At 40.2% G+C, this 25,355-nt stretch carries 27 protein-coding genes, 1 tRNA gene and 1 other annotated feature; of the genes, 25 read left to right on the top strand and 3 right to left on the bottom strand.

Annotation, left to right across the window (positions count from 1 at the left end; genetic code table 11):
* Positions 1–165 precede the first annotated feature (165 nt).
* The 7 genes from pheS to HMPREF0501_RS02730 all read left to right on the top strand — a co-directional run bounded on the left by pheS (position 166) and on the right by HMPREF0501_RS02730 (position 6,481).
* Complete coding sequence (gene pheS, locus HMPREF0501_RS02760) at positions 166–1,212, top strand: phenylalanine--tRNA ligase subunit alpha (protein WP_006916323.1); 1,047 nt, start codon at positions 166–168, stop codon at positions 1,210–1,212.
* Between the two features lie 6 nt (positions 1,213–1,218).
* Positions 1,219–3,648 (top strand): phenylalanine--tRNA ligase subunit beta, encoded by a 2,430-nt coding sequence (gene pheT, locus HMPREF0501_RS02755; protein ID WP_006916322.1) that lies wholly within the window; start codon positions 1,219–1,221, stop codon positions 3,646–3,648.
* Positions 3,649–3,735: 87 nt separating this feature from the next.
* Complete coding sequence (locus HMPREF0501_RS02750) at positions 3,736–4,095, top strand: endolytic transglycosylase MltG (protein WP_006916321.1); 360 nt, start codon at positions 3,736–3,738, stop codon at positions 4,093–4,095.
* Positions 4,096–4,110: 15 nt separating this feature from the next.
* On the top strand, positions 4,111–4,752 hold the full coding sequence (gene udk / locus HMPREF0501_RS02745) for a uridine kinase (protein WP_040455677.1): 642 nt from the start codon (positions 4,111–4,113) through the stop codon (positions 4,750–4,752).
* A gap of 86 nt (positions 4,753–4,838) precedes the next feature.
* Complete coding sequence (gene greA / locus HMPREF0501_RS02740) at positions 4,839–5,315, top strand: transcription elongation factor GreA (RefSeq protein WP_006916319.1); 477 nt, start codon at positions 4,839–4,841, stop codon at positions 5,313–5,315.
* A 66-nt stretch (positions 5,316–5,381) separates the two neighbouring features.
* Complete coding sequence (locus tag HMPREF0501_RS02735) at positions 5,382–5,828, top strand: DUF3290 domain-containing protein (RefSeq protein WP_006916318.1); 447 nt, start codon at positions 5,382–5,384, stop codon at positions 5,826–5,828.
* Positions 5,829–5,839: 11 nt separating this feature from the next.
* The gene (locus tag HMPREF0501_RS02730) at positions 5,840–6,481 is read left to right on the top strand and encodes a DUF421 domain-containing protein (RefSeq protein WP_006916317.1); all 642 of its coding nucleotides are present in this window, start codon (positions 5,840–5,842) and stop codon (positions 6,479–6,481) included.
* A 100-nt stretch (positions 6,482–6,581) separates the two neighbouring features.
* On the opposite strand, the gene HMPREF0501_RS02725 is transcribed toward HMPREF0501_RS02730, so the two are convergent.
* Entirely contained in the window at positions 6,582–9,173 is a 2,592-nt protein-coding gene (locus tag HMPREF0501_RS02725; RefSeq protein WP_412047819.1) for a YfhO family protein, read from the bottom strand.
* A gap of 262 nt (positions 9,174–9,435) precedes the next feature.
* Between HMPREF0501_RS02725 and HMPREF0501_RS02720 the strand changes: the two genes are divergently transcribed.
* The 7 genes from HMPREF0501_RS02720 to HMPREF0501_RS02690 all read left to right on the top strand — a co-directional run bounded on the left by HMPREF0501_RS02720 (position 9,436) and on the right by HMPREF0501_RS02690 (position 14,796).
* Entirely contained in the window at positions 9,436–11,487 is a 2,052-nt protein-coding gene (locus HMPREF0501_RS02720; RefSeq protein WP_006916315.1) for a peptidoglycan D,D-transpeptidase FtsI family protein, read from the top strand.
* A gap of 141 nt (positions 11,488–11,628) precedes the next feature.
* Positions 11,629–11,778 (top strand): 50S ribosomal protein L33, encoded by a 150-nt coding sequence (gene rpmG, locus HMPREF0501_RS02715; protein WP_006916314.1) that lies wholly within the window; start codon positions 11,629–11,631, stop codon positions 11,776–11,778.
* A 119-nt stretch (positions 11,779–11,897) separates the two neighbouring features.
* A complete protein-coding gene (locus HMPREF0501_RS02710; protein WP_006916313.1) occupies positions 11,898–12,455 on the top strand; it encodes a 5-formyltetrahydrofolate cyclo-ligase in 558 nt (185 codons plus the stop codon).
* A 9-nt stretch (positions 12,456–12,464) separates the two neighbouring features.
* Positions 12,465–13,127 carry a rhomboid family intramembrane serine protease gene (locus HMPREF0501_RS02705; RefSeq protein WP_006916312.1) on the top strand — a complete coding sequence of 221 codons (663 nt, stop codon included), beginning with the start codon at positions 12,465–12,467 and terminating at the stop codon, positions 13,125–13,127.
* A 2-nt stretch (positions 13,128–13,129) separates the two neighbouring features.
* On the top strand, positions 13,130–13,351 hold the full coding sequence (locus HMPREF0501_RS02700; protein ID WP_191975855.1) for a YqgQ family protein: 222 nt from the start codon (positions 13,130–13,132) through the stop codon (positions 13,349–13,351).
* Positions 13,352–13,364: 13 nt separating this feature from the next.
* Complete coding sequence (locus HMPREF0501_RS02695) at positions 13,365–14,348, top strand: ROK family glucokinase (RefSeq protein WP_006916309.1); 984 nt, start codon at positions 13,365–13,367, stop codon at positions 14,346–14,348.
* 25 nt (positions 14,349–14,373) lie between these two features.
* Positions 14,374–14,796, top strand: coding sequence for a rhodanese-like domain-containing protein (locus HMPREF0501_RS02690; RefSeq protein WP_006916306.1), 423 nt, complete (start codon positions 14,374–14,376; stop codon positions 14,794–14,796).
* 57 nt (positions 14,797–14,853) lie between these two features.
* Here the strand turns inward: HMPREF0501_RS02690 and HMPREF0501_RS08715 are convergent, their stop codons facing one another.
* On the bottom strand, positions 14,854–15,030 hold the full coding sequence (locus HMPREF0501_RS08715; RefSeq protein WP_040455674.1) for a DUF3042 family protein: 177 nt from the start codon (positions 15,028–15,030) through the stop codon (positions 14,854–14,856).
* 85 nt (positions 15,031–15,115) lie between these two features.
* Here HMPREF0501_RS08715 and miaA point away from each other — a divergent pair, with 85 nt between their 5' ends.
* Positions 15,116–16,039 (top strand): tRNA (adenosine(37)-N6)-dimethylallyltransferase MiaA, encoded by a 924-nt coding sequence (gene miaA, locus HMPREF0501_RS02680; RefSeq protein WP_006916304.1) that lies wholly within the window; start codon positions 15,116–15,118, stop codon positions 16,037–16,039.
* A gap of 280 nt (positions 16,040–16,319) precedes the next feature.
* Complete coding sequence (locus HMPREF0501_RS02675; RefSeq protein ID WP_006916303.1) at positions 16,320–18,767, top strand: mucin-binding protein; 2,448 nt, start codon at positions 16,320–16,322, stop codon at positions 18,765–18,767.
* A gap of 70 nt (positions 18,768–18,837) precedes the next feature.
* Here the strand turns inward: HMPREF0501_RS02675 and HMPREF0501_RS09240 are convergent, their stop codons facing one another.
* A complete protein-coding gene (locus HMPREF0501_RS09240; protein ID WP_006916302.1) occupies positions 18,838–18,963 on the bottom strand; it encodes a hypothetical protein in 126 nt (41 codons plus the stop codon).
* A gap of 222 nt (positions 18,964–19,185) precedes the next feature.
* Between HMPREF0501_RS09240 and HMPREF0501_RS02670 the strand changes: the two genes are divergently transcribed.
* The 9 genes from HMPREF0501_RS02670 to HMPREF0501_RS02630 all read left to right on the top strand — a co-directional run bounded on the left by HMPREF0501_RS02670 (position 19,186) and on the right by HMPREF0501_RS02630 (position 25,354).
* Positions 19,186–20,073 carry a hypothetical protein gene (locus HMPREF0501_RS02670; protein ID WP_006916301.1) on the top strand — a complete coding sequence of 296 codons (888 nt, stop codon included), beginning with the start codon at positions 19,186–19,188 and terminating at the stop codon, positions 20,071–20,073.
* Positions 20,066–20,995, top strand: a complete 930-nt coding sequence (locus HMPREF0501_RS02665; protein ID WP_040455671.1) for a hypothetical protein — start codon at positions 20,066–20,068, stop codon at positions 20,993–20,995. Before HMPREF0501_RS02670 ends, HMPREF0501_RS02665 begins: the two co-directional genes overlap by 8 nt.
* Positions 20,996–21,007: 12 nt before the next feature.
* Positions 21,008–21,526, top strand: a complete 519-nt coding sequence (locus HMPREF0501_RS02660) for a hypothetical protein (protein WP_006916299.1) — start codon at positions 21,008–21,010, stop codon at positions 21,524–21,526.
* Positions 21,527–21,906: 380 nt separating this feature from the next.
* A tRNA-Arg gene (locus HMPREF0501_RS02655) sits at positions 21,907–21,980 on the top strand.
* A 494-nt stretch (positions 21,981–22,474) separates the two neighbouring features.
* Positions 22,475–23,110, top strand: coding sequence for a TetR/AcrR family transcriptional regulator (locus HMPREF0501_RS02650; RefSeq protein ID WP_006916297.1), 636 nt, complete (start codon positions 22,475–22,477; stop codon positions 23,108–23,110).
* Positions 23,111–23,170: 60 nt separating this feature from the next.
* Positions 23,171–23,240, top strand: a sequence feature (ribosomal protein L21 leader region).
* A gap of 12 nt (positions 23,241–23,252) precedes the next feature.
* The gene (gene rplU / locus HMPREF0501_RS02645) at positions 23,253–23,561 is read left to right on the top strand and encodes a 50S ribosomal protein L21 (protein ID WP_006916296.1); all 309 of its coding nucleotides are present in this window, start codon (positions 23,253–23,255) and stop codon (positions 23,559–23,561) included.
* A 13-nt stretch (positions 23,562–23,574) separates the two neighbouring features.
* On the top strand, positions 23,575–23,901 hold the full coding sequence (locus HMPREF0501_RS02640; protein ID WP_006916295.1) for a ribosomal-processing cysteine protease Prp: 327 nt from the start codon (positions 23,575–23,577) through the stop codon (positions 23,899–23,901).
* Between the two features lie 22 nt (positions 23,902–23,923).
* Positions 23,924–24,205 carry a 50S ribosomal protein L27 gene (rpmA, locus tag HMPREF0501_RS02635; protein ID WP_006916294.1) on the top strand — a complete coding sequence of 94 codons (282 nt, stop codon included), beginning with the start codon at positions 23,924–23,926 and terminating at the stop codon, positions 24,203–24,205.
* A gap of 72 nt (positions 24,206–24,277) precedes the next feature.
* Positions 24,278–25,354: a M24 family metallopeptidase gene (locus HMPREF0501_RS02630; RefSeq protein WP_006916293.1), complete on the top strand. Its 1,077-nt coding sequence runs from the start codon at positions 24,278–24,280 to the stop codon at positions 25,352–25,354.
* The last annotated feature ends 1 nt before the right edge of the window (position 25,355 follow it).

Below are 25,355 nucleotides of genomic sequence, written 5' to 3'. Positions count from 1 at the left end.
AGACTTTAAAGATGAATTTCACTTCCAGAGCTGGTATTGATGTACCCGGTTGATGACCGTTACTGAATCGTTATAAGTGTATGACGATTGTCATAAACTAGGGTGGTACCGCGATAGCCTCGTCCCTTGATGGGATGAGGCTTTTTATTTTTTAAGGAGGATCATATGGGATTAAAGGAAAAACTAGAGGAATTACGTCAGCAAGGTGCTGATGAAATTCAGAACAGTGCGAATTTAGATGCAATTAATCAAATTCGGGTCAAGTTCCTAGGGAAAAAGGGACCAATTACTAATGTCTTACGTGGGATGAAGGACTTAAGTGCCGACGAACGGCCAAAGGTTGGGAAGTATGCTAACCAAGTTCGTGATGATTTACAAAAGATGTTAGAAGAACGGCGCGCAACTTTAGAAAAGCAATTAATGAATGCCCGGCTTGCAAAGGAAAGTCTCGATGTGACATTGCCAGGGACACCAGTTGCCCAGGGACAACCACACGTGATTCAGCAAGTGATTGATCAATTAGTAGATCTGTTTACTGATATGGGATATGAAGTTGCGGTTGGTGATGAAGTAGAAGAGGAAGTTTACAACTTTGAAAAATTAAACCTACCAAAGGATCACCCTGCTCGGGACATGCAAGATACTTTCTATGTCACCCATTCAATCCTGATGCGGACCCAAACCTCGCCGATGCAAGCACGGATGCTTGAAAAACACGATTTTAGTCAGGGCCCGTTGAAGATGATTTCACCAGGTAAAGTTTACCGGCGGGATACGGACGATGCCACCCACAGTCACCAATTCCACCAAGTTGAAGGAATGGTTGTTGGTAAGCACGTCACAATGGCTGATTTGAAGGGAACATTAGAAGTAGTGGCTCAACACCTATTTGGTGATCAATTAAAGGTTCGTCTGCGGCCAAGTTATTTCCCATTTACTGAACCATCAGTTGAAGCGGATATTACTTGTTTCAATTGTTTAGGTAAGGGCTGTGCCATTTGTAAGAATACCGGTTGGATTGAAGTATTAGGTGCTGGAATGGTTCACCCAAACGTTTTAAAGATGTCTGGCGTAGATCCTGAAGAATATGGCGGCTTTGCCTTTGGATTAGGTCCGGATCGCTTTGCGATGTTGAAGTATGGGGTCGAAGATATTCGTGACTTTTACCAAAATGATGTACGGTTCTTAACCCAATTTGATCAGAAAGGATAGTGGACTATGAAAGTATCATATCAATGGCTAAATAAATACCTGCCGCTAGCGCAAAACAAAATTAAGCCAGCTGCACTGGCAGAGAAATTGGCCCGAACGTCAGTAGACATTAATGCGGTCTATTCCCCAAGTGACGGTTTAAAGAAAATTATTGTTGGTTATGTAGAAGAATGTGTTCCGCATCCTGATTCTGACCATATGTCAGTTTGCCAAGTTAAGATTAGTGATGATGAAACCATTCAGATTGTCTGCGGAGCGCCAAATGTGCAAGCAGGTAAAAAAGTGATCGTGGCCCTCCACGGAGCACGGATTGCGGACAACGTTAAAATTAAGCGGGGCAAGATCCGTGGTGAAGAGTCTGACGGAATGCTTTGTGCACTACAGGAAATCGGCTTTAGTGAAAAGGTAGCACCAAAAGACTATGAAGACGGCATCTGGTTCTTGCCTGATGATGCTAAAATTGGTGAATCAGTCTTTCCATACCTTGGAATGGACGATACGATCGTGGATACTGATGTCACGCCAAACCGTGGTGATATGTTGAGTATTTATGGGAATGTGAATGATCTTGCAGCAATCTATGATTTGCCAAATGGTTTTGAAAGTCACGCGGTCAAAGAAAACGACGATGCCAAGGCTGCCGATTTAATTTCCGCAGAGGTTGCTGATGATCAAATGGCACCAGTTTATAAACTGCGGGTCATTAAAAACGTTCAGATTGCGGATAGCCCAATGTGGCTCCAAATTCGTCTGTGGAATTCTGGCATTCGTCCAATTAACAACGTTGTTGATATTACTAATTATATTTTACTGAAGTACGGACAACCATTACACAGTTTCGATTATGATAAGCTACCTAGTCACAAGATCCTTGTTCGGCATGCCAATGAAGATGAAACCATGACGACCCTTGATGGTGAGGAGCAGACGCTCAAGGCCCAAGATATTGTCGTAACTGCAGGTGATCAACCAGTTGCACTTGCTGGAACCATGGGTGGCGAAAGTACCAAGGTCGATGATCAAACAACGAACGTCGTATTAGAATCTGCGATTTTTGATCCAGTGATGGTTCGTAAGCAAGCACGACGACTTGACTTGCACAGTGAATCTTCAATGCGTTTTGAACGGGGAATCAATCCGGAAACTGTTGAACGAGCATTGGATGAAGCGGCATACTGGCTGCAAAAATTAGCTAATGGACAAGTGACTAAGGGGATTGTGGTTGGTCATGACCAGCAATATCCAGCACATGAAATTACCTTGTCTTTACAAAAAGTTAAGCATGTTCTAGGGATCGATATCGATATGGAACAAGTAAAGGCGATTTTTGATCGATTAGCCTTTGAGACAACCCAAAAAGATGAGGATACGTTAGTAGTTAATGTTCCAGCCCGGCGGTGGGATATTAGCCTGCCAGCAGACTTATACGAGGAAATTGCCCGTTTGTATGGTTATGACAATATTCCATCGACACTGCCAGTGATGACTCGGAACTGGGGTGGTTTAACTACCCGGCAAAAGAAGTTGCGGGCTAGTCGCCATGTTCTGGAAGGAATGGGCTTGAATCAGGCGATTAGTTATTCGTTAACCACGGTGGATAAAGCTAAGCAGTTTGGGGTTACCCCAAGTACGACGGAGCCGATGAAGCTGGATTATCCGATGAGCTCTGATCACGTGGCAACGCGGATGAGCATTATTTCTGGTCTGTTAAATGATATTGCCTATAACGAAGCCCGGAAAGTATCCAATGTGGCACTGTATGAACAAGGTCGAGTCTTCATTCCGAAGGGTGGCGAACGCCCTGAGGAACAAGAACATGTTGCTGGTGCAATCACTGGGAGTTTAGTTGCAGATAGCTGGAATCAAAAGGCGCGTCCGGTTGATTTTTATCAAATTAAAGGGATTGTGGAACAATATCTTGATAATTTAGCAGTGGCAGGGACGATTACTTTTGTTGCCGATCAAAGTCGTCCAGAAATGCATCCAGGTCGGACCGCTAATATTTTACTAGATGGTGAAGTAATCGGCTTTATTGGTGAAGTTCATCCAAATGTTGCTAAAGAATACAAGATTAGTGAAACCTACGTGTTTGAAATCAATTTGGAAGCAGTTTTGGCAGCGGATGTTCGTGATAAGCACTATCAACACATTAGTAAGTATCCAGAAATTACCCGTGATATTGCTTTATTAGTCGATGATACCGTTACGAATGATGAAGTCGTCGCAATTATTAAGCGGCGTGGGGGTGCTTTCTTGAAGCACATCCACCTCTTTGATGTTTACACTGGTGTTCATTTACCGAAGGGTAAGAAGTCATTGGCATACACGCTGACTTATCAAGATGATCAGGGAACATTAAAGGAAGAAACGGTTAATCAAGCATTCGCAAAGATCGAAAAACACCTCACTGAAGAATTAGGTGCAGAAATTCGTTAATGAATAATTAAATTGGCAAGGGGCTGAAAGAGAATTTCCGGTCTCTTGCTTTTCGTGTTGTTGTAAGTGAAAGAAAGGGCCTAATTCATGCACCGATTTTCAAAAAAACAAATTCGGCAACAGAATTTGCTGGCCTTAGCAATTGTAGCTTTGTTTTTGGTGGTGGGGGTATGCGTCCATGGTTACTTTAATTATTCGTTAACCCCCGTGAATAAAAATAGTCAAAAGACGAAAAAAGTGATTATTCCACGAAACAGTACTGATCAGCAGGTTAGTACAATCTTGAAGCGACAAGACCTAGTACGCAGTCGCTATGTCTTTTACTATTATTTACAGACACATAAGACGAATGGAGTTAAGGCCGGTACTTTTACATTGAAACAATCTCAGTCGGTTCCCGAAATTACGGTTCGGCTGCAAGAAAACCGTCACGCAAAGAAGCACTAACAATTGGAGGCAAAAATGGAAAAAAAACGACCAATTATCATTGGGGTCACAGGTGGTTCCGGCAGTGGTAAGACGACTGTTGCCCACGCAATCTTTGACCAATTACATGGCAATTCAATTCAAATTATTACGCAAGACACCTACTATAATGATCAGAGTGAGATGACAATGGCTGAACGGAAGGCCGTTAATTATGACCATCCGTTAGCATTTGATACGGCGCTGCTGGTTCAACAGCTGGATCAATTGCGGCATAATCAAGCAATTGAAATGCCGGTCTATGATTATGAACAATATACTCGGTCAGCGGAAACAGTCCACGTAGAGCCACAAGATGTCATTATTTTGGAGGGAATTTTGATTCTTGATGACGAGCGGTTACGTGATTTAATGGATATTAAAGTTTTTGTGGATACGGATAGTGATTTACGCATTATTCGTCGGATTAAACGTGATATGCAAGAGCGTGGCCGGTCACTTGATTCAGTGATTAACCAGTATTTGGCAACTGTCAAACCAATGTATCATCAATTTATTGAACCTACGAAACGTTACGCTGATATCATTGTTCCTGAGGGTGGTCAAAACCAAGTGGCAATTGATTTGTTAGCAACTAAGGTTCGCGATATTCTAGTTAAACGGGGTCATCAGGTTTAAGTAATCGTAATCCAATAGTTGAAAAATTGGTGCCGAAATGGTAATGTTGCACTTGGTATTTTTTAATAAAGGGGAATTAAAAATTTATGGCTGATGAAAAAACATTTCCGATGACTGCGGAAGGTAAAGAAAAGTTAGAACAAGAACTCGAAGATTTACGTTTGAAGCGTCGTCCAGAGGTTATTAAACGCATTAAGATTGCGCGGAGTTATGGTGACCTTTCTGAAAACTCTGAATACGAATCCGCTAAGGACGAGCAGGCATTCGTTGAAGGCCGAATCAGTCAAATCGAAAATATGCTGCAATATGCGGTCATCATCGATAATGATGATGTAGCGGCGGATGAAGTATCAATGGGGCGGAGTGTAACCTTCAAAGAGTTACCGGATGAAGAACCAGAAACATATACAATTGTCGGCGAATCAGAATCTGATCCGCTCTCTGGTAAGATTTCTAACGAATCACCAATGGCAAAAGGACTGTTAGGTCACAAAGTTGGTGAAAAAGTAGATATTGATATTCCAAGTGGGATCATGCATGTGGAAATTATTGAAGTAAAGTAGTAGAAGATAATTTAGTGGGGATAACGGCAGTGTTATTACTCACTATTTTTTTATAAAGGATAAAAAATGACGTTTTACAATTTGACATATTTAGAAAATCACCAGCAAGCTAATACTATTTTTAGCTATGCGTTGATCATTATTTTGGGTGGGTTGATGCTGTTAATGCTGGTTCAGTATACTCGGCATCGTTTGGAAACAAAGTATCGTGATTTGGGAATTATTTTCTCCTTGTTGCTGTTAATCATCATTGGGTTGCAATATACCAAACTGGAATCGCTAAATACACAGAAATCGCAATCTTCACAGATGGTTCCTTTTGTTAAGGCAGTAGCCAAAGATCGCCACGTGAAGACTGGGGAGGTTGTGGTTAACTCAACTACTTTGACGGATGGCATCATTGTGCGGATTAAGGATAAGGATTATCGGGTGAATTTAAGTGCAGATAGTAATAATTATACTTTGACAAGAGCCCACGTGATTGATCATCGCGTAATTATTAAGAAGAAGTAGGGAGGTGCAAGATGGATAATACTTATTTGTTAATTACTCTTAAATTTGCTTTAGGAATGCTCTGCCTGATTTTACAAATCAATTTGCTTGGTAAGGGAAACTTAGCACCCACCTCGGCCCTCGACCAAGTACAAAATTATATTTTAGGGGCTATTATTGGGGGCATTATTTACGATAATGACATTAGCATTGTTGAATTTATTCTAGTCCTCCTTATTTGGACGGTGATTGTTTTAATTCTCCGGTACGTCAAGGAACATAATCGATGGGTCCGGATTGCGATTGATGGGCAGCCACAGTTACTGATTAAAAATGGTCACGTGTTAGTCGACAATTGCATTCGTTCAGGAATGAGTGCGAATGATCTGATGTTTCGTTTGCGGAGTCAAGGCATCTATGAAGTGGCCCGCGTCAAAAGTGGTATTTTGGAGCAAAATGGCCAGTTAGTGGTAATTGAAAATAACGAGCATGATGTGAAATTTCCATTAATCAGTGATGGCCAGTTGAATACAGATATTTTAGAATTAATTCATCGTGATGCTCAGTGGGTAGAACAACAGATCACGGCTGCTGGTTATCATGGATTAGATGATATTTACCTTGGCGAATATTTGCATGGTGAATTGCGGTTGGTCGGGTATCCCAAACGTTGAGTTAAATCAATTAGCGGATTTAAAAATGGCCGTGTCAGTTCAATTGATTCAGAACTGGCGCGGCCGTTATTGTATTATGCAGTTTTTCTTGGAATATAGATTATTGTCGTTTAGATCGCCGTTTTTGGTACCAGCAGCATATGACGAGGGTAATTAGACTAATCAACGTTCCAGAAACGAGAAATGGTGGAATGTAAGTCATGATGACATGATGGGTTCCAGCATTCATTGGAATTCCCATGAAAGTACCAAGGACCTTAAATGGCGTGACGGCATGATTATCCACTTTAACATGCCAGCCCTTTGCATAAGGGATGGTGGTCATCAAAAATTGATGTTGTTTTCGCAAGGTTACCGTTCCCTTAATTTGATTAGCACGGCAATTGGTCACTTTTAAGCCGGCACTTTGCAAAGTTTTGCGGGATTTATGGAATGCTTGACCATTAAGTCGGTACAGACTGACGTTTTGCATCCATAAAGCCTGCTTCTTAAGTTTGAATTGAATGCTAATGGGTTTGCCCTTTTGTTGGTGAGCCACATTAATCACGATGGTATTGTGATAGGTCGGATATTGATCCAGCGATCGCCCATTAAGCTTAATTGAAGCAACGCTTTTGACGCTCGGCCCAAGGGTCAGGTAGTAAGAGTCATTGGTCTGCGGTGTAAAGTGGAGGGTGACGCTGGCAGATTGCAACGGTTCTCTGCGCGTAAAGGTGGTGCCAGTAATTTGTTTGGCACTTTGAACGTTTTTGAAGGTCACATGGTCAAAGTTTTGAACGTTGAAGAGGCGGTTATTGACTGACTGCCCAGCTAATAATTGATAAATTTGTGATTGGTAGCTGAGTGGGTCTAATGTCACGTCATGAAAATTAAGAATTTTTTTGCTAGCACCAAAAGCAATGGGAAGGGCGTTCGCATTTTCCTTAATATTTACTAACTTAGTATGGTGATAATCGCGGATACGATGCCAATCCATTCTAGTACTGGTAATGGGCAGAACTTGATTGTCATTAACTTGACCATGGTGACGGGCGGTTAGAAAGTATTTGAAGCCCAATAAAGAATCGGTAACCTGGGTTCCATTAGAGTAGGTAATGAAACCATCGCCGGCTGGCTGACCAATTGTTCCCATGAAAGTTGAAACGGCAGGTTCCATTGTGGAACCAAAGTGTTCAGCGCCGTAATAGTCACTTTGAAATGGATCATCCTTAGTGCGCATGAAGTTTTTAGCAATTCTGTACCAAGAATGGTCCCCCTGTTTGGTTTTACGAACAGCTTGGTTCATTGCAGTTGTGTAGTTGCCAAACTCGGGTTGAGATACGTACGAGATATGGTTGAGTGAGATTGCCGCATTACTTGTGACATCAACAATAACTAATAGGACAAATAGGAGGTTTGTCATTTTAGGTGCGTGGTGATAATCGATCAGGAGCAGACAGATGCTGATTAGAGCAAAACTGAGACCAATTGCTAGTTGGGATGAATTGATGTATGAAAAATGAGTTTTGTTTAACCACAAATAGGTTGTAATTGCACAAATGAGGATCAATAAACCACCCGCAACATACCAGTTGATTTTAAGGGCGGGTTTTAGAGTCATTGCGGTTAGGTAAAGAACCCAGAAACAGAAAACAAACGAAAAACGAGATGGGTACCAGACAGGAAATTGTCCAAGGTGCCAAATTAAGTCTAATGGTTGAAAACAGAAGGAGAAAACTAGCAAGGCAGAGATCAACAATGCTGTTAATTTGGCCGGCCAATGGTCATGACTGTAAATGAAATAGAGACAGGCTCCAATGATAAATAGCATTCCCACATAAATATTAGGTTGTCCAGAGGGCATTTGGCCAAAGTTAAATGAGCCGGGTACTAATTTAGCTAGAATCTTGAGTGGCTGATACTCAAAGGCCCATTTAATTTTTTGTTCCGTATAAGTTCCCTTGCTTTGAGTTAGTGCATAAATGGTCGGGAGCGTTACGATAGAACTAAGTAGGCCGCTGACGAGTGAAAAGGTGCAGAAGCGTCCGGTAACTTTTCCCAAATGGGACCAGTTACTAAATTGACGAGTAGTTTGCCAAATAAAAAAGAGGACAGTAAAAAGAGCGACCATCCAGGCCATATAGTAGTTATCCAAGATGGTAAGAGTTAACCAAACAACATAACGCCATGGACTCTGATTGTTAATTAAACGGAGCAGGCCGTCAATTACAAGGGGCAGTAAGAAAAGAACATCTAGCCAAATAATATTTAACTGATTGGCAATCATCCACCCCATGAGGGCATAGGCCGTTGCAAAGGCCCAACTACGGGGTGGTGTTTGGAGGTGCCAACGTTGAATTAACCAACAAAAGCTCAGACTAGCGAATCCATATTTGAGTAGTACAAGGATTAGGATCCCAGATGAAAGTGACTGTCCAGGAAAAAACAAGAGAAGCAGATTGAGGGGGCTAAATAGATAGTAAGCATTGGTACCGAGCATTTCACCGCCAAGCCCCTTAGAGAAGGAGTAAAATAAACTGGTTGGGTGGTGAAGAACTAAATTTCGAAAGGCGGCCAAGAAGTCGACGTACTGTTGTCCAAGGTCAACAGTTAAAATCGAATTTTGACCGAAGGGGGCCATTTGGCGGTAAGCGAAATAGCTTCCCATGATGATCACCGGAATAAAGAATGCAACTAACAATGATGATTGCATGTGACTGTGTTTTTTAAACAATAAAATCACCTCAAATAAACTAGCATGTATTATATAACAGGATGCTTTTTTCAACATTGGTTATCATGAAGGTTTTAAATTTAATTAAATCACTGTTAAAGTGCTCACTTTTGATTAAAAAGGGAGTATTATTAACACCGTTACTTTAATATGGAATAATTTTGGTTATTAGCTTGAATGACCATCGATAATCTTTAAAATGAAAAGTTAGAGTTTTCTAACTAATGAAGGAGAATGTCAAGTGAATTTTTTGAATCGCTTTAAAGGACTTTTTAAATTTCGTTCTCGCTCACGAAATAAGACAGCCCAGTCCGCAATCCCATTTCGGTTAAACTTTCTGTTGTGGATTGTCGGCTTGCTACTGCTTGCGCTTGCGATCCGACTGTTCTATTTGCAGGTGTTGAACGGAGCTTCTTACAAGGCAGAGGTCAAGCGTTCTGACACCACGACACAAACAAATAATGTTCAACGGGGAATGATCTATGATGCCACTGGTAAAGTGATGGTTGGTAATCAGGCAACCCAGGCTATCACATATACCAAGGGTCAAAATGTTGATAGTGATGACTTGTACAAAATTGCCAACCGGCTTGGTAACTATTTAACGGTGCCTACTAGTCGTTTAACAACGCGGAATCAGCAAGATTACTACTTAGCTGATAAACAACATTTAAAAACCGTAATCAAATTAGCGAAGAGTACCGATAGTTCTAGTCAGTATGATGATGCAATTGATTACTTAAATCGCCACCCCCACTACTTTAAGCTTACAAAGAGTGAAAAGAATAAGGCGATGATTTATGGCTCCATGAGTGGTGCCTACTCACTTTCAACTACCTATATTAAATCTAAGAATGTATCAGCTAAGGAACTGGCGGAAGTTAGTGAACACTTGAGTGAAATGCCTGGTGTCAAGATTGGAACTGCTTGGTCGCGAAATTACCCATCTGGTAAAGACGTTAAGAGCTTGGCCGGGACGGTTTCGACGACCGGATTACCAAGTGATGAAGTTAATAGTTTATTGTCACAAGGGTATTCACGGAATGATAATGTCGGGCAAAGCTACCTTGAGAAGCAATATCAGGCCACCCTTGCTGGTTCGAAGTCACAAACCCAGGTCACAACTAGTGGCAATAATGTCACGAAGACGAAAGTTACTTATCCAGGTAAAAAGGGTGATAATCTGGTCCTGACTGTTAATGCAAAATTCCAAAATGATGTGCAAAAGATTCTCAAGAGTAACTTCCCGGCAGGTGGTAACTCGACGGGGGTTTATGCCGTGGTTATGAATCCATATACTGGGGCCATTTATGCGATGGGTGGAATTGATCGTAATCCATCAACCGGTAAAATGACCGATGATCAAATTGGGGCAATCAATCACCCCATTACAATGGGATCAGTTGTTAAGCCAGCCACAATTATGGGTGGATTGATGGAAAAGGTAATCACACCAGAGAATAATACGTTAACGGATACGCCAATTAAGGTTGCTGGGACCTCAGTGAAGAGTTCTTGGTTTAACAAATCAGGATCAGCAAGTATGGCATTAACCGCGCCGGAAGCACTAGAAGTGTCATCCAACTCCTATATGATGCAAATTGCGATGAAGGAAGGCGGCATGAACTACCATAGTGGTGCTCAGTTGACTTTGAAACCAAGTATTTTCACTAAGATGCGGTACTACTACAACATGTTTGGGTTAGGTCAAAAGACTGGAATTGACCTCCCTGGGGAAGTATCTGGTTATAAAGGACCATCGAAAAAGAAAAATATTGGTTCTGCACTAGACTTGTCGTATGGAAACTATGATGGTTACACTACTATCCAGTTAGCGCAGTACATGTCGACCATTGCAAACGGTGGTTATCGGATGAAACCATACATTGTCAAGGAAATTCGGGGAACCAAGTCCAATGGTGAGTTAGGAAACATTACCTATACTGCACAACCTCAGGTTCAACAGGTGATTCCAGCACCGAAGTCGTACTTTGAATTGGTTCGGCGGGGATTGTATTTAGTTACTCACGGGACAAATTCTTACACGACTGCTAAGTCGTTAAGTAGTGTTAAGCCATCTATTTCGGCGAAGACGGGGACGGCGGAAACCTTCTACAAAAAACAAAGTACTGAAACACTGAGTTTTGCTGGTTATGCGCCATCAGATAAACCACAAGTGGTAGTTGCATTAGCGATTGCTAACGCTTCAGGTGGAGAAAATAACTTGACGATGGCTAAACAGATTTTCCAAGCTTATTGGAAAGATGTTCAAAGCGATAAGACGAGTCAATAAAGTGTCAAGGAAAAAACCTTAACAAACTTTGGTAAAAAACTGGTCAAACTTACGAATTAATGATATAGTTGTACGAGTTAGGGTTACGTATTAAATAACGTATTCTCGTTAAAAATAAAATTAAGTTTGGAGGCAAAAACAATGCGTGTAAATATCACACTTGAATGCACTGAATGCCACGAACGGACTTACTTAACTAGTAAGAACCGTCGTAACAATCCCGATCGGCTCGAATTAAAGAAGTACTGCCCACGGGAACGTAAGGTTACCTTACATCGTGAAACTAAGTAAGGTAGATGCATGAGACGTCATGGAATTCATTCCATGACGTTTTTTGCTACTATTGGCCTTTTCATTCAATTTGATCATCGGTATAATAGTGCCCGTTAACTATTTGAAGGAGGATAACCATGTATAGCAAAAAGGAAATGCGTCAGGCCTATATTGCTCGACTGCAACAATTGGATCTTAATACTCGTTTGGAAGAAGAAAAACAACTTGCTTCCAAATTATACGATCAGCCAGAATGGTTAAGTGCTCAAACGATTTCAATTACGTTAAGTCAATCTTTCGAAATCAATACTGCACCAATTATTCTTCATGCACGGCATAAGGGACAACAAGTTGTGGTCCCACGTACGCTTCCTCATCGTCAAATGGAATTTGTAACACTTACCGAGGAAACACAGTTTGCCGAGAGCCACTTTGGGGTATTAGAGCCGGTCAATGGCCAGGTAGTTACTCCTGATCAAATTGACCTCATGATAGTTCCGGGAGTCGCCTTTACGCTATCCGGAAAACGGTTAGGATTTGGCGGTGGTTACTATGACCGTTATTTAACTAAATATCACGGTCCTAAGTTAGCGTTAGCTTTGAATACCCAATTGGCAGATGATGATGAATGGACCACAGAAGAGTTTGATATTCCAATGGATCGGGTGGTCAATCTTGCTGGTGATGAAGGATAGAGGCATGGCATGAAAAATTCTTTACGACAAATGCCGGTTACAATTACGCTAATTGCAATTTGTGTTGGCTGTTATATATGGACGATGGTCCAAGGTGGATCAACGAACCTGGCAGTTTTAATTCATTCAGGAGCTAAGGATACTCCGCTGATTTTACAAGGCCAATGGTGGCGATTGTTAACTGCTGGTTTCCTTCATATTGGTATTCAGCATTTAGTAATTAATATGCTAACTTTGTACTTTTTAGGGATGTATGTGGAAACACTCTTTGGTCATTGGCGAATGCTAGTGATTTACTTAGTCAGCGTTGTTAGTGGTAATTTGTTTAGTATGGTGATGCAGCCGGTTAATTCAGTGAGTGCCGGAGCTAGTACAGGGTTATTTGGCCTCTTTGGGGCTTTTATTATGTTAGGAATTGTTTTTCGAGACAATCTTTTAGTTCGCCAAATTGCCCGTCAATTTTTCATCCTGGTGATTTTTAATTTTGGAGCGGACTTGTTAATGCCCGGAGTTGATTTAGCAGGGCACTTGGGCGGCTTTCTAGGTGGCCTTTTAAGTGCTGGGATGTTGGGTTCAACAAAAATTGGCAAAATAGACTTGCTAAAGCGTTTTCTTAGTGGCACTATATTAATTGTATTTATTATCTTAATGTTTTGGAAGGCGGTGTCATAGGGATGAAACCGATTGTACACCTGCGAACGTTATATGACGTTCAGCAACTTCTAAAGCGCTTTGACGTTTTTGTTTATGTTGGGAAACGCTTATGGGATATTGAACTAATGGCGCTGGAAATTGATAACCTCTATCAGGCCGGGGTAATTGATCGAGATCTCTTTTTACAAGCAAAATTAGTGTTAAAGCGTGAACACCGGAATGAACAAAGAATGGCAAAATAAAGGAAGAAATTATATGGAAACAAAGAATAAAAAGCTCATTGGGGTAGATCTTGGTGGAACCACAATCAAGTTTGCAATTTTAACCGCTGCGGGGGAAATTCAACAAAAGTGGTCAATTCGTACTAATATTTTAGATGAAGGATCCCATATTGTTCCTGATATTGTTGACTCAATTAACCACCATATTGACCTTTATAAGATGAGTCGGGATCAATTTATTGGTATCGGGATGGGAACTCCCGGGACTGTTAACCGTGAAAAAGGAACGGTAATTGGGGCTTATAATTTAAACTGGAAGACTCTGCAGCCAGTTAAAGAGCAGATTGAGAAGGGGACAGGTTTGAAGTTTGCCCTTGATAATGATGCTAACTGCGCTGGCCTTGGCGAACGCTGGAAGGGTGCTGGTAATGATGGTGACGATGTGGCCTTTATTACACTGGGCACTGGAGTTGGTGGTGGATTAATCGCCAACCGGAAATTGATTCATGGAGTTAACGGTGCTGGTGGTGAAGTTGGTCATATTATCGTTGAACCAAATGGTTACCAATGTACTTGTGGTAATCATGGTTGTTTGGAACAATATGCATCCGCAACGGGGGTTGTCCATTTAGCTCAAGACTTGGCAGAAGAATACGAAGGTGATTCCAAGCTGAAGGCCATGATTGACAATGGGGATGAAATTACTTCCAAAATTGTCTTCGATTTAGCCAAGGCGCATGATTACTTAGCTAATCGAGTGGTTGACAAAGTTACCTATTACTTAGGGCTGGCAGCTGCCAACATAAGTAACACCCTCAACCCAGAATACATGGTTATCGGTGGAGGTGTTTCTGCAGCGGGTGACTTCCTTCTTGACCGGGTTCAAAAGAATTTTGAAAAGTTTGCCTTCCCAACTGTCCGGACATCGACTAAACTGAAGTTAGCAGAATTGGGAAATGATGCTGGTGTCATTGGCGCTGCTTCATTAGCAACCCAATTTGAAGAAAATGCCAACTAGAATGCAGAGAAAGTAGGGAAAAGAATTGGTAATTGGAGCAATTAGTACCAGTGCCTTGATTTTGGACATTATTTTTATTGCGATTATCTTGGTATGGTTAGGTAGTTATTTATTCGGTCGCTGGCGTCGTAATAAATATGCCACGGTAATTGATGAAGAGGATTTTCAAAAAGGAATGCACAAGGCTCAAGTCTTGGATGTACGTCCAAAAAATCAGTTTGACCGGGGCCACATTTTGGGAGCACGATCAATGCCGCTGACTTTCTTACGTCAACAAATGGGTGAACTTCGTCCAGACTTGCCAGTATATTTGTATGATGAAGGAATGACTTTAAGTACGCAAGCCGCAGCATATTTGGGTAAGCGTGGTTTTAATAAGGTCTATATCCTGAAGGATGGTTATGCCAAATGGTCTGGAAAGACTAAGAAGGCTAAGTATGCGGATTAATAAAAAAGGACAGCGCTCATAGCTGAACGCTGTCCTTTTTATCATCATGATGGGTTATTACATTTGGTGAGCAGAACGTCCCTTACGGTTTGCTGCTCGACGGTTAGTATCGAACTTTTCTTCCGTTTCTTCGATTGGTTCGATTACAGTTTTATGGAATGTGATAATGCCAGTAGCAACGGCTCCCAGGGTTGCTAAAGTCCCTAGAGCAAAACCTTTAGTGAATTGTTTCATAATGGAAACTCCTTTCGTTCTTACTGGTTCCATTATGCAAGATTTTTAAAGAGATTTCCAGTCATCTATAGAAAGGGGTAGGCAGATGGTCAAAGTTGTGGGAATTGTTGGACCGACAGCGGTAGGCAAGACCGCACTGTCGATTCAATTAGCCAAACAATTAAACGGTGAAATTATTTCTGGTGATTCTATGCAGGTGTATCGTGGCTTAGATATTGGGACTGCTAAAATTACTCCCTCTGAAATGGCGGGGGTATCTCATCACCTGATTAATGTACGAAATGTTGATGAACGGTTTTCTGTAGCAGATTTTCAGCAATTAGCCAATCAAGAAATTCAAGAGATTAGTTGCCGTCATCATCTGCCAATGGTGGTTGGTGGAACGGGGTTTTATCTTCAGTCTCTAACCCAAAATCTGACATTAGGGGCTGATCACTTTGATGAACAATCAGCAAAGATTCGTCAAAAGTGGCAGCAAATTGCTGAACAACAAGGGGGACAATTCGTTTGGAACCATTTGAATAAGCTTGATCCAGTTGCTGCCGGTCAAATTCCTGTGGCAAATGTACGTCGGGTAATTCGGGCTTTGGAAGTCATCCAAAAAACTGGCCATCCATTTTCACAACAGGAACAGCGACCAGCATTAAATGATTTTTACTTAATTGGTTTAAACACTGATCGTCAGAAGTTATATCAACGAATTAACCAGCGGGTTGATGAAATGGTTACTCAAGGCCTGGTTGCCGAGGCTCGTTCCCTATATCAGGCCGGTGGCAAAAATTATCAGTCGGGAAAGGGAATTGGTTATCGTGAATTGTTCCCATATTTTGATGGTGAGATTTCACTTGCGCAGGCAATTGATAAAATTAAGTTAGATTCTCGTCACTATGCAAAGCGTCAGTTAACCTGGTTTAGAAATAAAATGACTGTTCACTGGTTTGATTTGGTAGGTGGGCAGAATACGATTACAGAAATTAAGCAGCAGGTTGCCGAGTGGCTTGCCCATTAATTAACCTAAATCAAAAATCCTGAGTTTGGTGATTTTAACCAAGCTCAGGATTTTTTAATGATTGATAATTCGAGATTGCCCACCTTGCCCCGCTTTATATTCCCTAAGGTAACATTTCGAGAATAAATAAATAGATATAATTTTAATTATTATGATTTAACAAGCCCTTGATAAATCATTTATTAATATAACCTTATTTATTCACTTTGAAACCATTGACAAGCGTTTATCAATTATCGTATAAATTTTATTGTTAAAATTCCAGAGGAGTGAGTAAATAATGTTATCACCTAATAACAAAAATGAATTTTTGAAGAAGCAAATTTCTCAACGGCAAAAATTTACCATTAAAAAGTTAACGGTGGGAGTAGCTTCAGTATTAATTGGTTTCATGTTTATGTGGGGTGGCACAAACACCGCTAGTGCAAATACTAACGATGCTAGTGAAACTGCTATCACTGCTAAGAAACAGAGTAATGATCAGAAATTGACGGACAGTCAAAATAATGATCAGGAGATTAATAATAGTACAGGCCAGAGCACCAATACCATTGCAAACAATAGCGGAACAAAGCAAGGAGAAGCTACAACTACGACTAATGAAAGTCAAGATCAATCAACACCTGTACCGAGTTACTACAACATCACAGTGAACTACCGGGACGTAACTCGTAATAATCAACCAATCCAAACGTTAACCAATAATAAGTGGGAATATAAGCAACCTTTTAAGCAAGCAGCAGTCCGGGCTGGTAATAAGGTTTATCAAATCTTTAAAGCCCCATATGCTGGTTACAAGCTGATGAATCCAGAAGTATTAGACCAATACTTCACATTTGATACCTCTGGTTATGCAACTTTGAAGTCGGGACTGACTGACCAAGATATTAACATTACGTTGGACTATGCAATGCTTTCACCAATTAAGGTGGAGTATGTGGATGTTGATAATGGGAATGTGCTCGCTTCAATGGTTTTGCCAACGTACTGGATTACTACTGAATCACCTGCCCACCAAGCTGGTGATATTAAAGCTCCTGATGCATCACGTTATGAAGGTGCAGCAATTAATATTCCAGGTTATGAATTAGTTTCAGAACCAGTTCTTGGCGGTAAAATCACGGGACAAACGCAAAATTCCTTACAAGATCCTAATTATGTTTACCTAACATTTAAATATAAAAAAGTGATGACCAATGATGATGCGGTTACCACTACGTCGGGTAAGGGAAGCGATGGTGCAGTTATCGTACGCCAATGGACCAGTTTACCTGGAATGTTCACCATTCAAGGGGTTTACGGTACCCGGATTGATGAGGACGGTAACGGTGATGTTGAAAAGCGGACTAGTGATCTGATTAACCATTACGAAAAGCAAGGTTATTCCTATGTTGGTACTACTGGTAAGTATTACAATAGTGATTACTACAATTACTATGCTAAGGGAACGAACCTGTACTTACTACCTAATAAGCCAGTGGTGGTTCGGTATGTTGATGAACAAGGAAAACAATTAGCGGCTGACGAAACGATTGCCTTTAACCAAGCAAACCCTGATCAAACCAATGATGGGCTGAATGAAAGGGAACACTGGTATCCAGCTGGCGAATGGCAAGCTGAAGCTAAGTCAATTGATGGCTACCACCTAGTTAAGACTGCCGGAGCAACTACTGGTCAATTTACTGCTTATCAATACGTAACAACCTTTATTTATGCAAAAGATCAAGGAAATGTAATTGTTAAAGTCCATGATCTAACTGATAATAAAGATTTAGATGATTATATGTATGAAACTGGTCTTCAAGATGTTGATACGCCGGTTAATTATCAAATTGCTAAAACCATTGCTGAACTCCAGAAAGTTGGCTACAAAGTTACTAATCCAGATGTTTCTGTTCCAGGGAGGATTGCTAAGGGGACCCAAACGGTCACTATCTATGTTGAACATGATACAGTAACCGTTACCCCGGATAAGCCGGTTGATCCTGATACTCCAGTTAATCCGGATAACCCAACTGGACCTAAGTTTCCTGAAGGAACTTATAATGAACATTTAAACCACAGTTATGTACGAACCATTAATTATATTGATGACAGTACAAAACAATCGGTAGCCGATTCAAAGAAACAAACGGTGAACGCAAAGCGGACTGCTCTCGTTGATAGGGTTAACGGTAATCTCCTTGGCTATGTTGGCGAAGATGGTCAACTCATTGATGGTGATGGTTGGCAGAAAGATTATAATGGATGGGAAGCTGTTAAATCTCCTGAGGTCGATGGTTACCTTACTCCAGATATCACGGAAGTGGAAGCTGTTCGGATTAATCCAAATGATCCATCTAACCACCAACTAGTTAATGTTTCTTATAAGACAAAACCAGGAAACATCGATCCGGAAAATGATGAACCTGGTATTCCAGCTGGCCCAACACCAACGACGCCGGAAACGCCAGATACCCCAGCTCCAGAACAACCAACGACGCCGGCAACACCTGTTACACTAGCTCCAAAACAACCTACTATTCCAGAAAAGCCAACGACAAACACCATTATTGTACGGACCTCAGTAGGTAGCTCGAATAAATGTAACTCAGGTCAGACTAAAGACATTGCTAGTCAATTGCCACAAACTGGTCATGACGACCAAAAATTAGTTGCCTACGTTGGATTAGGGATGTTAACGAGTTTGTTAGTATTAGTTGGTTTAAAAAAACGTCAACAAGATTAATCGAAATCAAATAGAAAAGAGGTTGGGATAACTCCCAACCTCTTTATTAGTTTAATGTTTAATTTTTAAATTAATCACTAAGCTTGGCGGCGTCAGCGTCGATCTTTGCAAAACCAGAGCCATCAGGCTTCTTAGTACCACGCTTTTCCATAGCCTTACGAGCCATTTCTTTGCGTTCTTGCTTACTTAAAGTCATCAACATTCGCCTCTTTCCGAATCCAAACAGTTAACTACTTCACATATGTAAAATAACTAACTATCTCTATTATAGGTCGCCAAATCTAAAATGCAAATTCGTCATAAAATCTTAAGAAATATTACAAGATCAATGATTAACTTTAATTTATCGATCAGAATGGTTAAAATTAATAGTATATAATTACACAGATTATGTGTAACAGTTAAGGAGATATCATCCATGGCAAACGAAAAGTATGACAATGAAAAACTTGATGTGGGTGGCATGATTAACCAGGCCATTACGCAAAAAATTGATTATTTAACTAAACTCAAGGCAGCAGTGACTCGCCATCAAGATGCTGAAATTTACCGTTTACTTGATAATCAACGTTATGCGGCAGAAATTGAACATCGTGAACAACAGGCTAATGATGCTGGGGTAATGAATCTAGTTGATAATTTGGCTGACCAATTAAGTGATTATTTAAGTAAGAGTTTGATCGACTATTTAGGCAAAGCTTACCCATTTTTCTATTATGAAGAGTACCAAACTGGTCATTACCGAATTTATTTTGGTAATTGGTGGGATCGGCGACAATTTGGTGAGTTGGATGTTTTGAATATTCGCTTTGCCTTTAATCAGGATGAATACAATAAGCTTGCCCAGTCATTTAAGTTAAGTGAAGAGGGTAAAAAGTACAACAGTGCTCGTATTCAAAAATTATCAGAAGAAAATGATCATTTACAAAGCTTAATTGATTCCGGAACGGAACGAGAACAAGAAAAGGCAACATTACAGAATGAACTTAAGGAAGCTAATTCGCGATCCGGCTTATTTGAATCAAGTAAGAATAAGGAAGCTCGGCAAGATATTATTGATCGGATTAGCGAATTAGAGGATCAAACTGAAGAAGCGCGGGGTGCTCAGGCACATATTAAGCAGAATAATCAAACGGTTTTGGAATTGTCCAAGGAGAATACGATTTTGAGTTACGAACAAAAGAGTATTGTCGACACGTTTGGCAGCTTTGAAGATTTTGAATTAGCCAACCGCAACCTATATGCCCATTATTTAAAACACTTAGCACAACAAGATGACGGAAAGCAGGTGGCTGATCATGAGTAGTGAAAAAATGCCAGAAACAGCCACTGAAAAAGTCCAAGCGTTAAGTGATTCCTTAACGAATGGACTGCGAATTGGTGAACAATATGTTGCCTTGTTAAATGAATTATGTGGGAAGACAGATCCAAAAGATTTATTAACGGCAACCGTTAAATTAGCTAAGATTGATTTATCATCACCATTTGTAAAGTTTCCTCAACATTATCAAACAGCGGACTACTATCTTTTATTTATGGGTCGCTTATTGGACTTAGCTAATATTTCGGGGTTAAGTATCAATGAAGATGAAACAGAACATCGTTTGTCAATGATATCAACTCATTTTGAAAATATTGAATTTCGTTTTGAGCTAGACCAGCAAAATGGCGGAGCATTTTTTACGGAACAAGAAAAACATGAGCCGTTGTTTTATCTGAATTTGGAACGGAAAGTTTTGCGGTTTAGCAATCGATCACTAGTTAACTTCTTTGTGATTAGGGAGATTAATCGCTATAGTGACTTGGATATTCAAGCAACTTTACAGTCACTAATTGATTTCTCTAAAATTCTGGTTAACGAGTTAGGCTTTACCGTGGATCTCGGCATTTTGGATGTATCCAATGAAGTTGCGTTCCCACTGCAAGCACCTGAATTAGATTTAACAGTAATTGATCGGTTGTTTGTCAAAACTACTGACACAGAATTCATGTTGTTAAGTCTACCAAAGAATAATGGAGCATTGTTAGACTTGGACCGAGAAATTAAGTTAACTCTCTCATATGATCCTGATGATTACAGTAAGCAATGGTACTTCCACGTTAGTGATCCTGATGAACAATATTCATTGTTTGATATCTTGCTGCATTACGATATGATTCGTGATTGGTACCTGAATAACCGGGAGGCGTTAGCAGTACGTTCGGATCCGGTTGTATTTGCTGACTAGTGGGGTGAACACGTGTTAGACATTACTCAATTACTGCAGGATACAATCTATTTTGATAATCAAATCATTGAACAGCGGGACTTATTATTAGGACCGGAGAGCCATCTAAAAGAAATTTTAGTCCATTGTGACCGTTCGTTGGCAAACTTGTACCAACCTGCGATTAGCTATGATTTAAGTAAGACTCCAGCAGTACCGTTATCTGACCACCAGATTTTAGAACGGTATGTTGCTGTTTTGCACTGGTTTTTACTATTTAGTGCGCAAAAACAGTGGACGCACTTAGTTGTCATGGATGAGGATAGCTATCATAAGTTAATCCAGGCAAAGCCAGTTTCAAAGTTAGCGGATCAGGATCAGCAATACTTAACGATTAAGCATTTTCTATTTACGAGTTATTATACCCATCGGCAAGCGGATTTTCGGCATGCCTGGCGGCTTTTGATTAAATATGGCCTGGTCGACCTCAAGCTATCAACGGACGCAATTATGCAAGAACATGAACGTTTAATAAAGGAAAATATAAGATAGAAAAATGGCGTTACTGCATTTAAACAGTAACGCCATTTTCCTGTTGATAAGATAAAAGAAAAAGATCGGCTATGCTTTATGGGAATCCACGCTTGCAGCATGACGTCCCTGGGAGTGCTTCACCGGCTGGAAACCTGATACTTTGGCCTGAGCGACCGCTGATAATGAAATAATTAATACGATGACGATTAATGGTAACATTTCAACACCCCCACAAAACATTGTCTAACTCTTATTATTATCAAAACGATTAAAAATGCAATCTTTTTGTAACATTTAACATCTATTTTTAATATTTCTTAAACAAATTAGGCAGGTTGCTAAAAAGCAGGGATAAAATTGACAAATTTTAAAAAAGTCAGTATATTGTTTATTGGCTTGGGAGGATAGCTCAACTGGATAGAGCATCGGTCTTCTAAACCGAAGGTTGTGGGTTCGATTCCCACTCTTCTCATTGAAATCGCCTTAGAAGCCTTGATTGGATAGGCTTCTTTTTTATTTGTACCCCCGTTGTACCCCAAGCTACCGATGAGTGAAATTATTTCTGGTTTATTAACAATATGATTGTTAACTTTTAAATGTTCAATCTTAAAAGACGGTACCTTGATTTATGTGTTAATGGATCATATAATTTGGAAATGAATAATAGGAAGCCTTCGTAATTAGACTTTCTATTTTTTTATCATCGTGGCTAATTAGTAATGTAGATTATAGAATTTAATGGATAAACAATTTTCATGTGATAAGTTCAACATAATTAACTAAAAAGTTAAAATTATTCAAAAATAATTAAACAATCACGTTCTATAAACCAAATTACTATCGCTAAATAGATGAATAGGGATTAACTGTAATGATTTTTCTTTGACAAAGTGCGGCTAAGCTTTTACACTGCTGGTAAAAGGAATAATTAAGGATTTAATTATCATAAGATGGAGGCTGATTTTTATGGTAGATAAGAAATTAGACCCTCGGGTAGTAAAAACGCGGACGAACTTACGTAAGGCATTGGTTTATCTAATGCAAAACGAAAAAATTGACAGTATCAGTGTTCAGAAGATTACTGAAACTGCCCACATTACACGAGGAACATTTTATTTACACTATAAGGATAAGAAAGACTTTGTTAAAAAGGCAATGGATGAAATTATTACCGAATTTTTTGATTCAGTAATGGTTGATTCAGATACCTTAGTCAATGGTAAGACAGTTCAATTAATGTCACTGAATAAGGCTTTCGACTATATTGAAAAGAATTCTGACATTTTTACAATTTTATTAGACCGAGCGCAAAATAATAATTTCTATCGGCAACTGTATAGTCGTTTGACTAGTGAAATGGAAACCTTCATTAAAGAGATGGGCGAAGATCTTGATGATATGGACGTACCAATGAAGGTCCAGGTTGCTTTCACAGCTTCTGCCATGTTGGGATTAATTACTCAGTGGCTAAATAATGGTTTGATTTATACGGCAAAATACATGACAAAGACAGTGTCACGGATTTTGAATCGTTTTGAAGCAACAGGTATTTTACTTCCATCATTCTTTGATGATGAATTAGAAAGTGGCATAAGTATTTAAGGCTTAACTATTGACGTATTGATAAATCCTTGGTAATATACAAACGTTGTATTTGTGAACCAACAACTACAACCGCACGGTCACAAGTAAAAAGCATTTGCTACTTGTGTCGGCGAGTCTGAGATTTAAGGAGGTGCACAAGATGTACGCAATTATTGTTACAGGTGGAAAGCAATACAAGGTTGAAGAAGGTCAATCAATCTTTGTTGAAAAGCTTGATGTTAACGCAGGCGACAAGGTTACCTTTGACAAAGTCGTTTTTGTTGGCGGTGACAACACTAAGATTGGTACTCCATTCGTTGATGGGGCATCAGTTGAAGGGACTGTTGACAAGCAAGGCAAGGAAAAGAAGGTTGTTACCTTTAAGTACAAGCCAAAGAAGCACACCCACACTAAGCAAGGTCATCGTCAACCATACACTAAGGTTACGATTAACGCTATTAATGCCTAAGTGAGGTGAGATTATGATTCGCGCAGTGTTTAATGTGACGCCGAATCACGAGATTACTTCATTTAAGTTAACGGGACACGCTGATGCAGGTGATTATGGTCATGACATCGTGTGTGCTGCAGTTTCTGTTTTGACCATCTCGACAATTAATGGATTAGAACGGGTTATTGATACTCATCCTGATGTTGAGATGAATGAAACGGAGGGTGGCTACATTAATGCTACTAATTTAGATTTACGGCATGATTCGCAAATCTTATTACAAACTTTCTTGAATGGACTTTTAGATATTCAAGATCGTTACCAACAATACATTGAAGTTAAAATGTATGAAAAATAGTTCATTCTGGAGGTGAACGATTATGATTATGGATCTTCAATTCTTCTCCCACCATAAGGGGGGCGGTTCTACTGCTAACGGTCGTAACTCAGCTGGTCGTCGTCTTGGTACCAAGGCTGCGGATGGTTCTGTAGTTACTGCTGGATCAATTATTTACCGTCAACGTGGTACTCACATCAACCCTGGTGAAAATGTTGGCCGTGGTGGTGACGATACGTTATTTGCAAAGATCGATGGCGTTGTTAAGTTTGAACGCATGGGTCGTAGCAAGCGGAAGGTTTCAGTTTACCCAGCTGAAGCTTAATTTCAAAAAAGCTTTCGTGAATGCGGAAGCTTTTTTTATTGCATTAATTTGATTGAAAGGTTATCAGAGTATATGACAAGAATTGAACGACTCCAAAGGAAATTACCTAGCCTGTATTTAGATGCGTTTTTAGTAACTGATAGTAAAAACATTGAATATTTAACGGGTTTTTCATTGATGCAGGGTGACGGTATTTTATTGATCTCCAATCACCAAGCTATAGTGATTACCGATGCACGATACCAATTAGCATTAGCAGAGTATGAATCAAAATCCGTGGTTGGCTTGATTACTGCAGATTATTATGGAACGCTTAATGAACTTTGTCAGAAAATGCAAATTCAAGTCTTAGGGTTTGAAAAGTCGGTGTCTTATCAGATTTATGATTTGCTGGATGAAATAATGGTTGCCGACCTGGTTCCGTTTGCGAATGTGATTGAAAAGTTAAGGTCAGTCAAAGATTCAGCTGAAATTGCAAAATTAAAACACGCGGCTGATCTATTAAGTGCTGGCTATCAATACGTCCTTAAAATGATTCAACCTGGTATGACAGAAAGGCGCGTGGCTGCAGCATTAGATTATTGGATGAAGGAACATGGTGCGACCGCAGCTTCATTTCCATCTATCGTGGCGAGTGGCCCTAATGCGGCGAAACCACATGCGACGGTGTCTGCCCGTAAAATCCATTCGGGAGATATTGTCATTCTGGACTTTGGCTACTATGTTGATGGTTATACTGCTGATATGACTAGAACGTTTGCTGTTGGCTCCATTGATCCGGAATTACGTGATGTTTATCAAATTGTGAATAATGCTCGCCAACAAGTTATTAACCATGCTCATTCTGGTGTTCGTGGAGATCGGTTAGATCGGTACGGGCGATCTATTATTGACGAAGCAGGCTATGGTGATGAATTTAATCATGGGATGGGGCATGGCATTGGTTTGGCAGTGCATGAACTACCTGCAAGTTATGGACCAGCTGCTCATGGTTTAAAATTAGAAGCTAACCAGGTAATTACTGTTGAACCTGGAATTTATATTCCTCAATTGGGCGGTGTGCGTATTGAAGATGATATCGTAATCACCCATGGCGAACCACAGCTATTGACGAAAGCACCTACTGAGCTAGTAGTTGTAGGTAAGTAAC

The organism is Limosilactobacillus coleohominis 101-4-CHN (assembly GCF_000161935.1).
GTDB classification, from domain to species: domain Bacteria; phylum Bacillota; class Bacilli; order Lactobacillales; family Lactobacillaceae; genus Limosilactobacillus; species Limosilactobacillus coleohominis_A.
Note: the sequence above shows the minus strand (reverse complement) of the source record. Positions and strands in the feature narration are given on the sequence as shown.

What these genes read in the sequence shown, in the direction of transcription:
- pheS (WP_006916323.1), top strand. Translation starts at nt 166, where the DNA reads ATGGGATTAAAGGAAAAACTAGAGGAATTACGTCAGCAAGGTGCTGAT.
- pheT (WP_006916322.1), top strand. Translation starts at nt 1,219, where the DNA reads ATGAAAGTATCATATCAATGGCTAAATAAATACCTGCCGCTAGCGCAA.
- HMPREF0501_RS02750 (WP_006916321.1), top strand. Translation starts at nt 3,736, where the DNA reads ATGCACCGATTTTCAAAAAAACAAATTCGGCAACAGAATTTGCTGGCC.
- udk (WP_040455677.1), top strand. Translation starts at nt 4,111, where the DNA reads ATGGAAAAAAAACGACCAATTATCATTGGGGTCACAGGTGGTTCCGGC.
- greA (WP_006916319.1), top strand. Translation starts at nt 4,839, where the DNA reads ATGGCTGATGAAAAAACATTTCCGATGACTGCGGAAGGTAAAGAAAAG.
- HMPREF0501_RS02735 (WP_006916318.1), top strand. Translation starts at nt 5,382, where the DNA reads ATGACGTTTTACAATTTGACATATTTAGAAAATCACCAGCAAGCTAAT.
- HMPREF0501_RS02730 (WP_006916317.1), top strand. Translation starts at nt 5,840, where the DNA reads ATGGATAATACTTATTTGTTAATTACTCTTAAATTTGCTTTAGGAATG.
- HMPREF0501_RS02725 (WP_412047819.1), bottom strand. Translation starts at nt 9,173, where the DNA reads ATGCAATCATCATTGTTAGTTGCATTCTTTATTCCGGTGATCATCATG.
- rpmG (WP_006916314.1), top strand. Translation starts at nt 11,629, where the DNA reads ATGCGTGTAAATATCACACTTGAATGCACTGAATGCCACGAACGGACT.
- HMPREF0501_RS02710 (WP_006916313.1), top strand. Translation starts at nt 11,898, where the DNA reads ATGTATAGCAAAAAGGAAATGCGTCAGGCCTATATTGCTCGACTGCAA.
- HMPREF0501_RS02705 (WP_006916312.1), top strand. Translation starts at nt 12,465, where the DNA reads ATGAAAAATTCTTTACGACAAATGCCGGTTACAATTACGCTAATTGCA.
- HMPREF0501_RS02700 (WP_191975855.1), top strand. Translation starts at nt 13,130, where the DNA reads ATGAAACCGATTGTACACCTGCGAACGTTATATGACGTTCAGCAACTT.
- HMPREF0501_RS02695 (WP_006916309.1), top strand. Translation starts at nt 13,365, where the DNA reads ATGGAAACAAAGAATAAAAAGCTCATTGGGGTAGATCTTGGTGGAACC.
- HMPREF0501_RS08715 (WP_040455674.1), bottom strand. Translation starts at nt 15,030, where the DNA reads ATGAAACAATTCACTAAAGGTTTTGCTCTAGGGACTTTAGCAACCCTG.
- miaA (WP_006916304.1), top strand. Translation starts at nt 15,116, where the DNA reads ATGGTCAAAGTTGTGGGAATTGTTGGACCGACAGCGGTAGGCAAGACC.
- HMPREF0501_RS02675 (WP_006916303.1), top strand. Translation starts at nt 16,320, where the DNA reads ATGTTATCACCTAATAACAAAAATGAATTTTTGAAGAAGCAAATTTCT.
- HMPREF0501_RS09240 (WP_006916302.1), bottom strand. Translation starts at nt 18,963, where the DNA reads ATGACTTTAAGTAAGCAAGAACGCAAAGAAATGGCTCGTAAGGCTATG.
- HMPREF0501_RS02670 (WP_006916301.1), top strand. Translation starts at nt 19,186, where the DNA reads ATGGCAAACGAAAAGTATGACAATGAAAAACTTGATGTGGGTGGCATG.
- HMPREF0501_RS02665 (WP_040455671.1), top strand. Translation starts at nt 20,066, where the DNA reads ATGAGTAGTGAAAAAATGCCAGAAACAGCCACTGAAAAAGTCCAAGCG.
- HMPREF0501_RS02650 (WP_006916297.1), top strand. Translation starts at nt 22,475, where the DNA reads ATGGTAGATAAGAAATTAGACCCTCGGGTAGTAAAAACGCGGACGAAC.
- rplU (WP_006916296.1), top strand. Translation starts at nt 23,253, where the DNA reads ATGTACGCAATTATTGTTACAGGTGGAAAGCAATACAAGGTTGAAGAA.
- HMPREF0501_RS02640 (WP_006916295.1), top strand. Translation starts at nt 23,575, where the DNA reads ATGATTCGCGCAGTGTTTAATGTGACGCCGAATCACGAGATTACTTCA.
- rpmA (WP_006916294.1), top strand. Translation starts at nt 23,924, where the DNA reads ATGATTATGGATCTTCAATTCTTCTCCCACCATAAGGGGGGCGGTTCT.
- HMPREF0501_RS02630 (WP_006916293.1), top strand. Translation starts at nt 24,278, where the DNA reads ATGACAAGAATTGAACGACTCCAAAGGAAATTACCTAGCCTGTATTTA.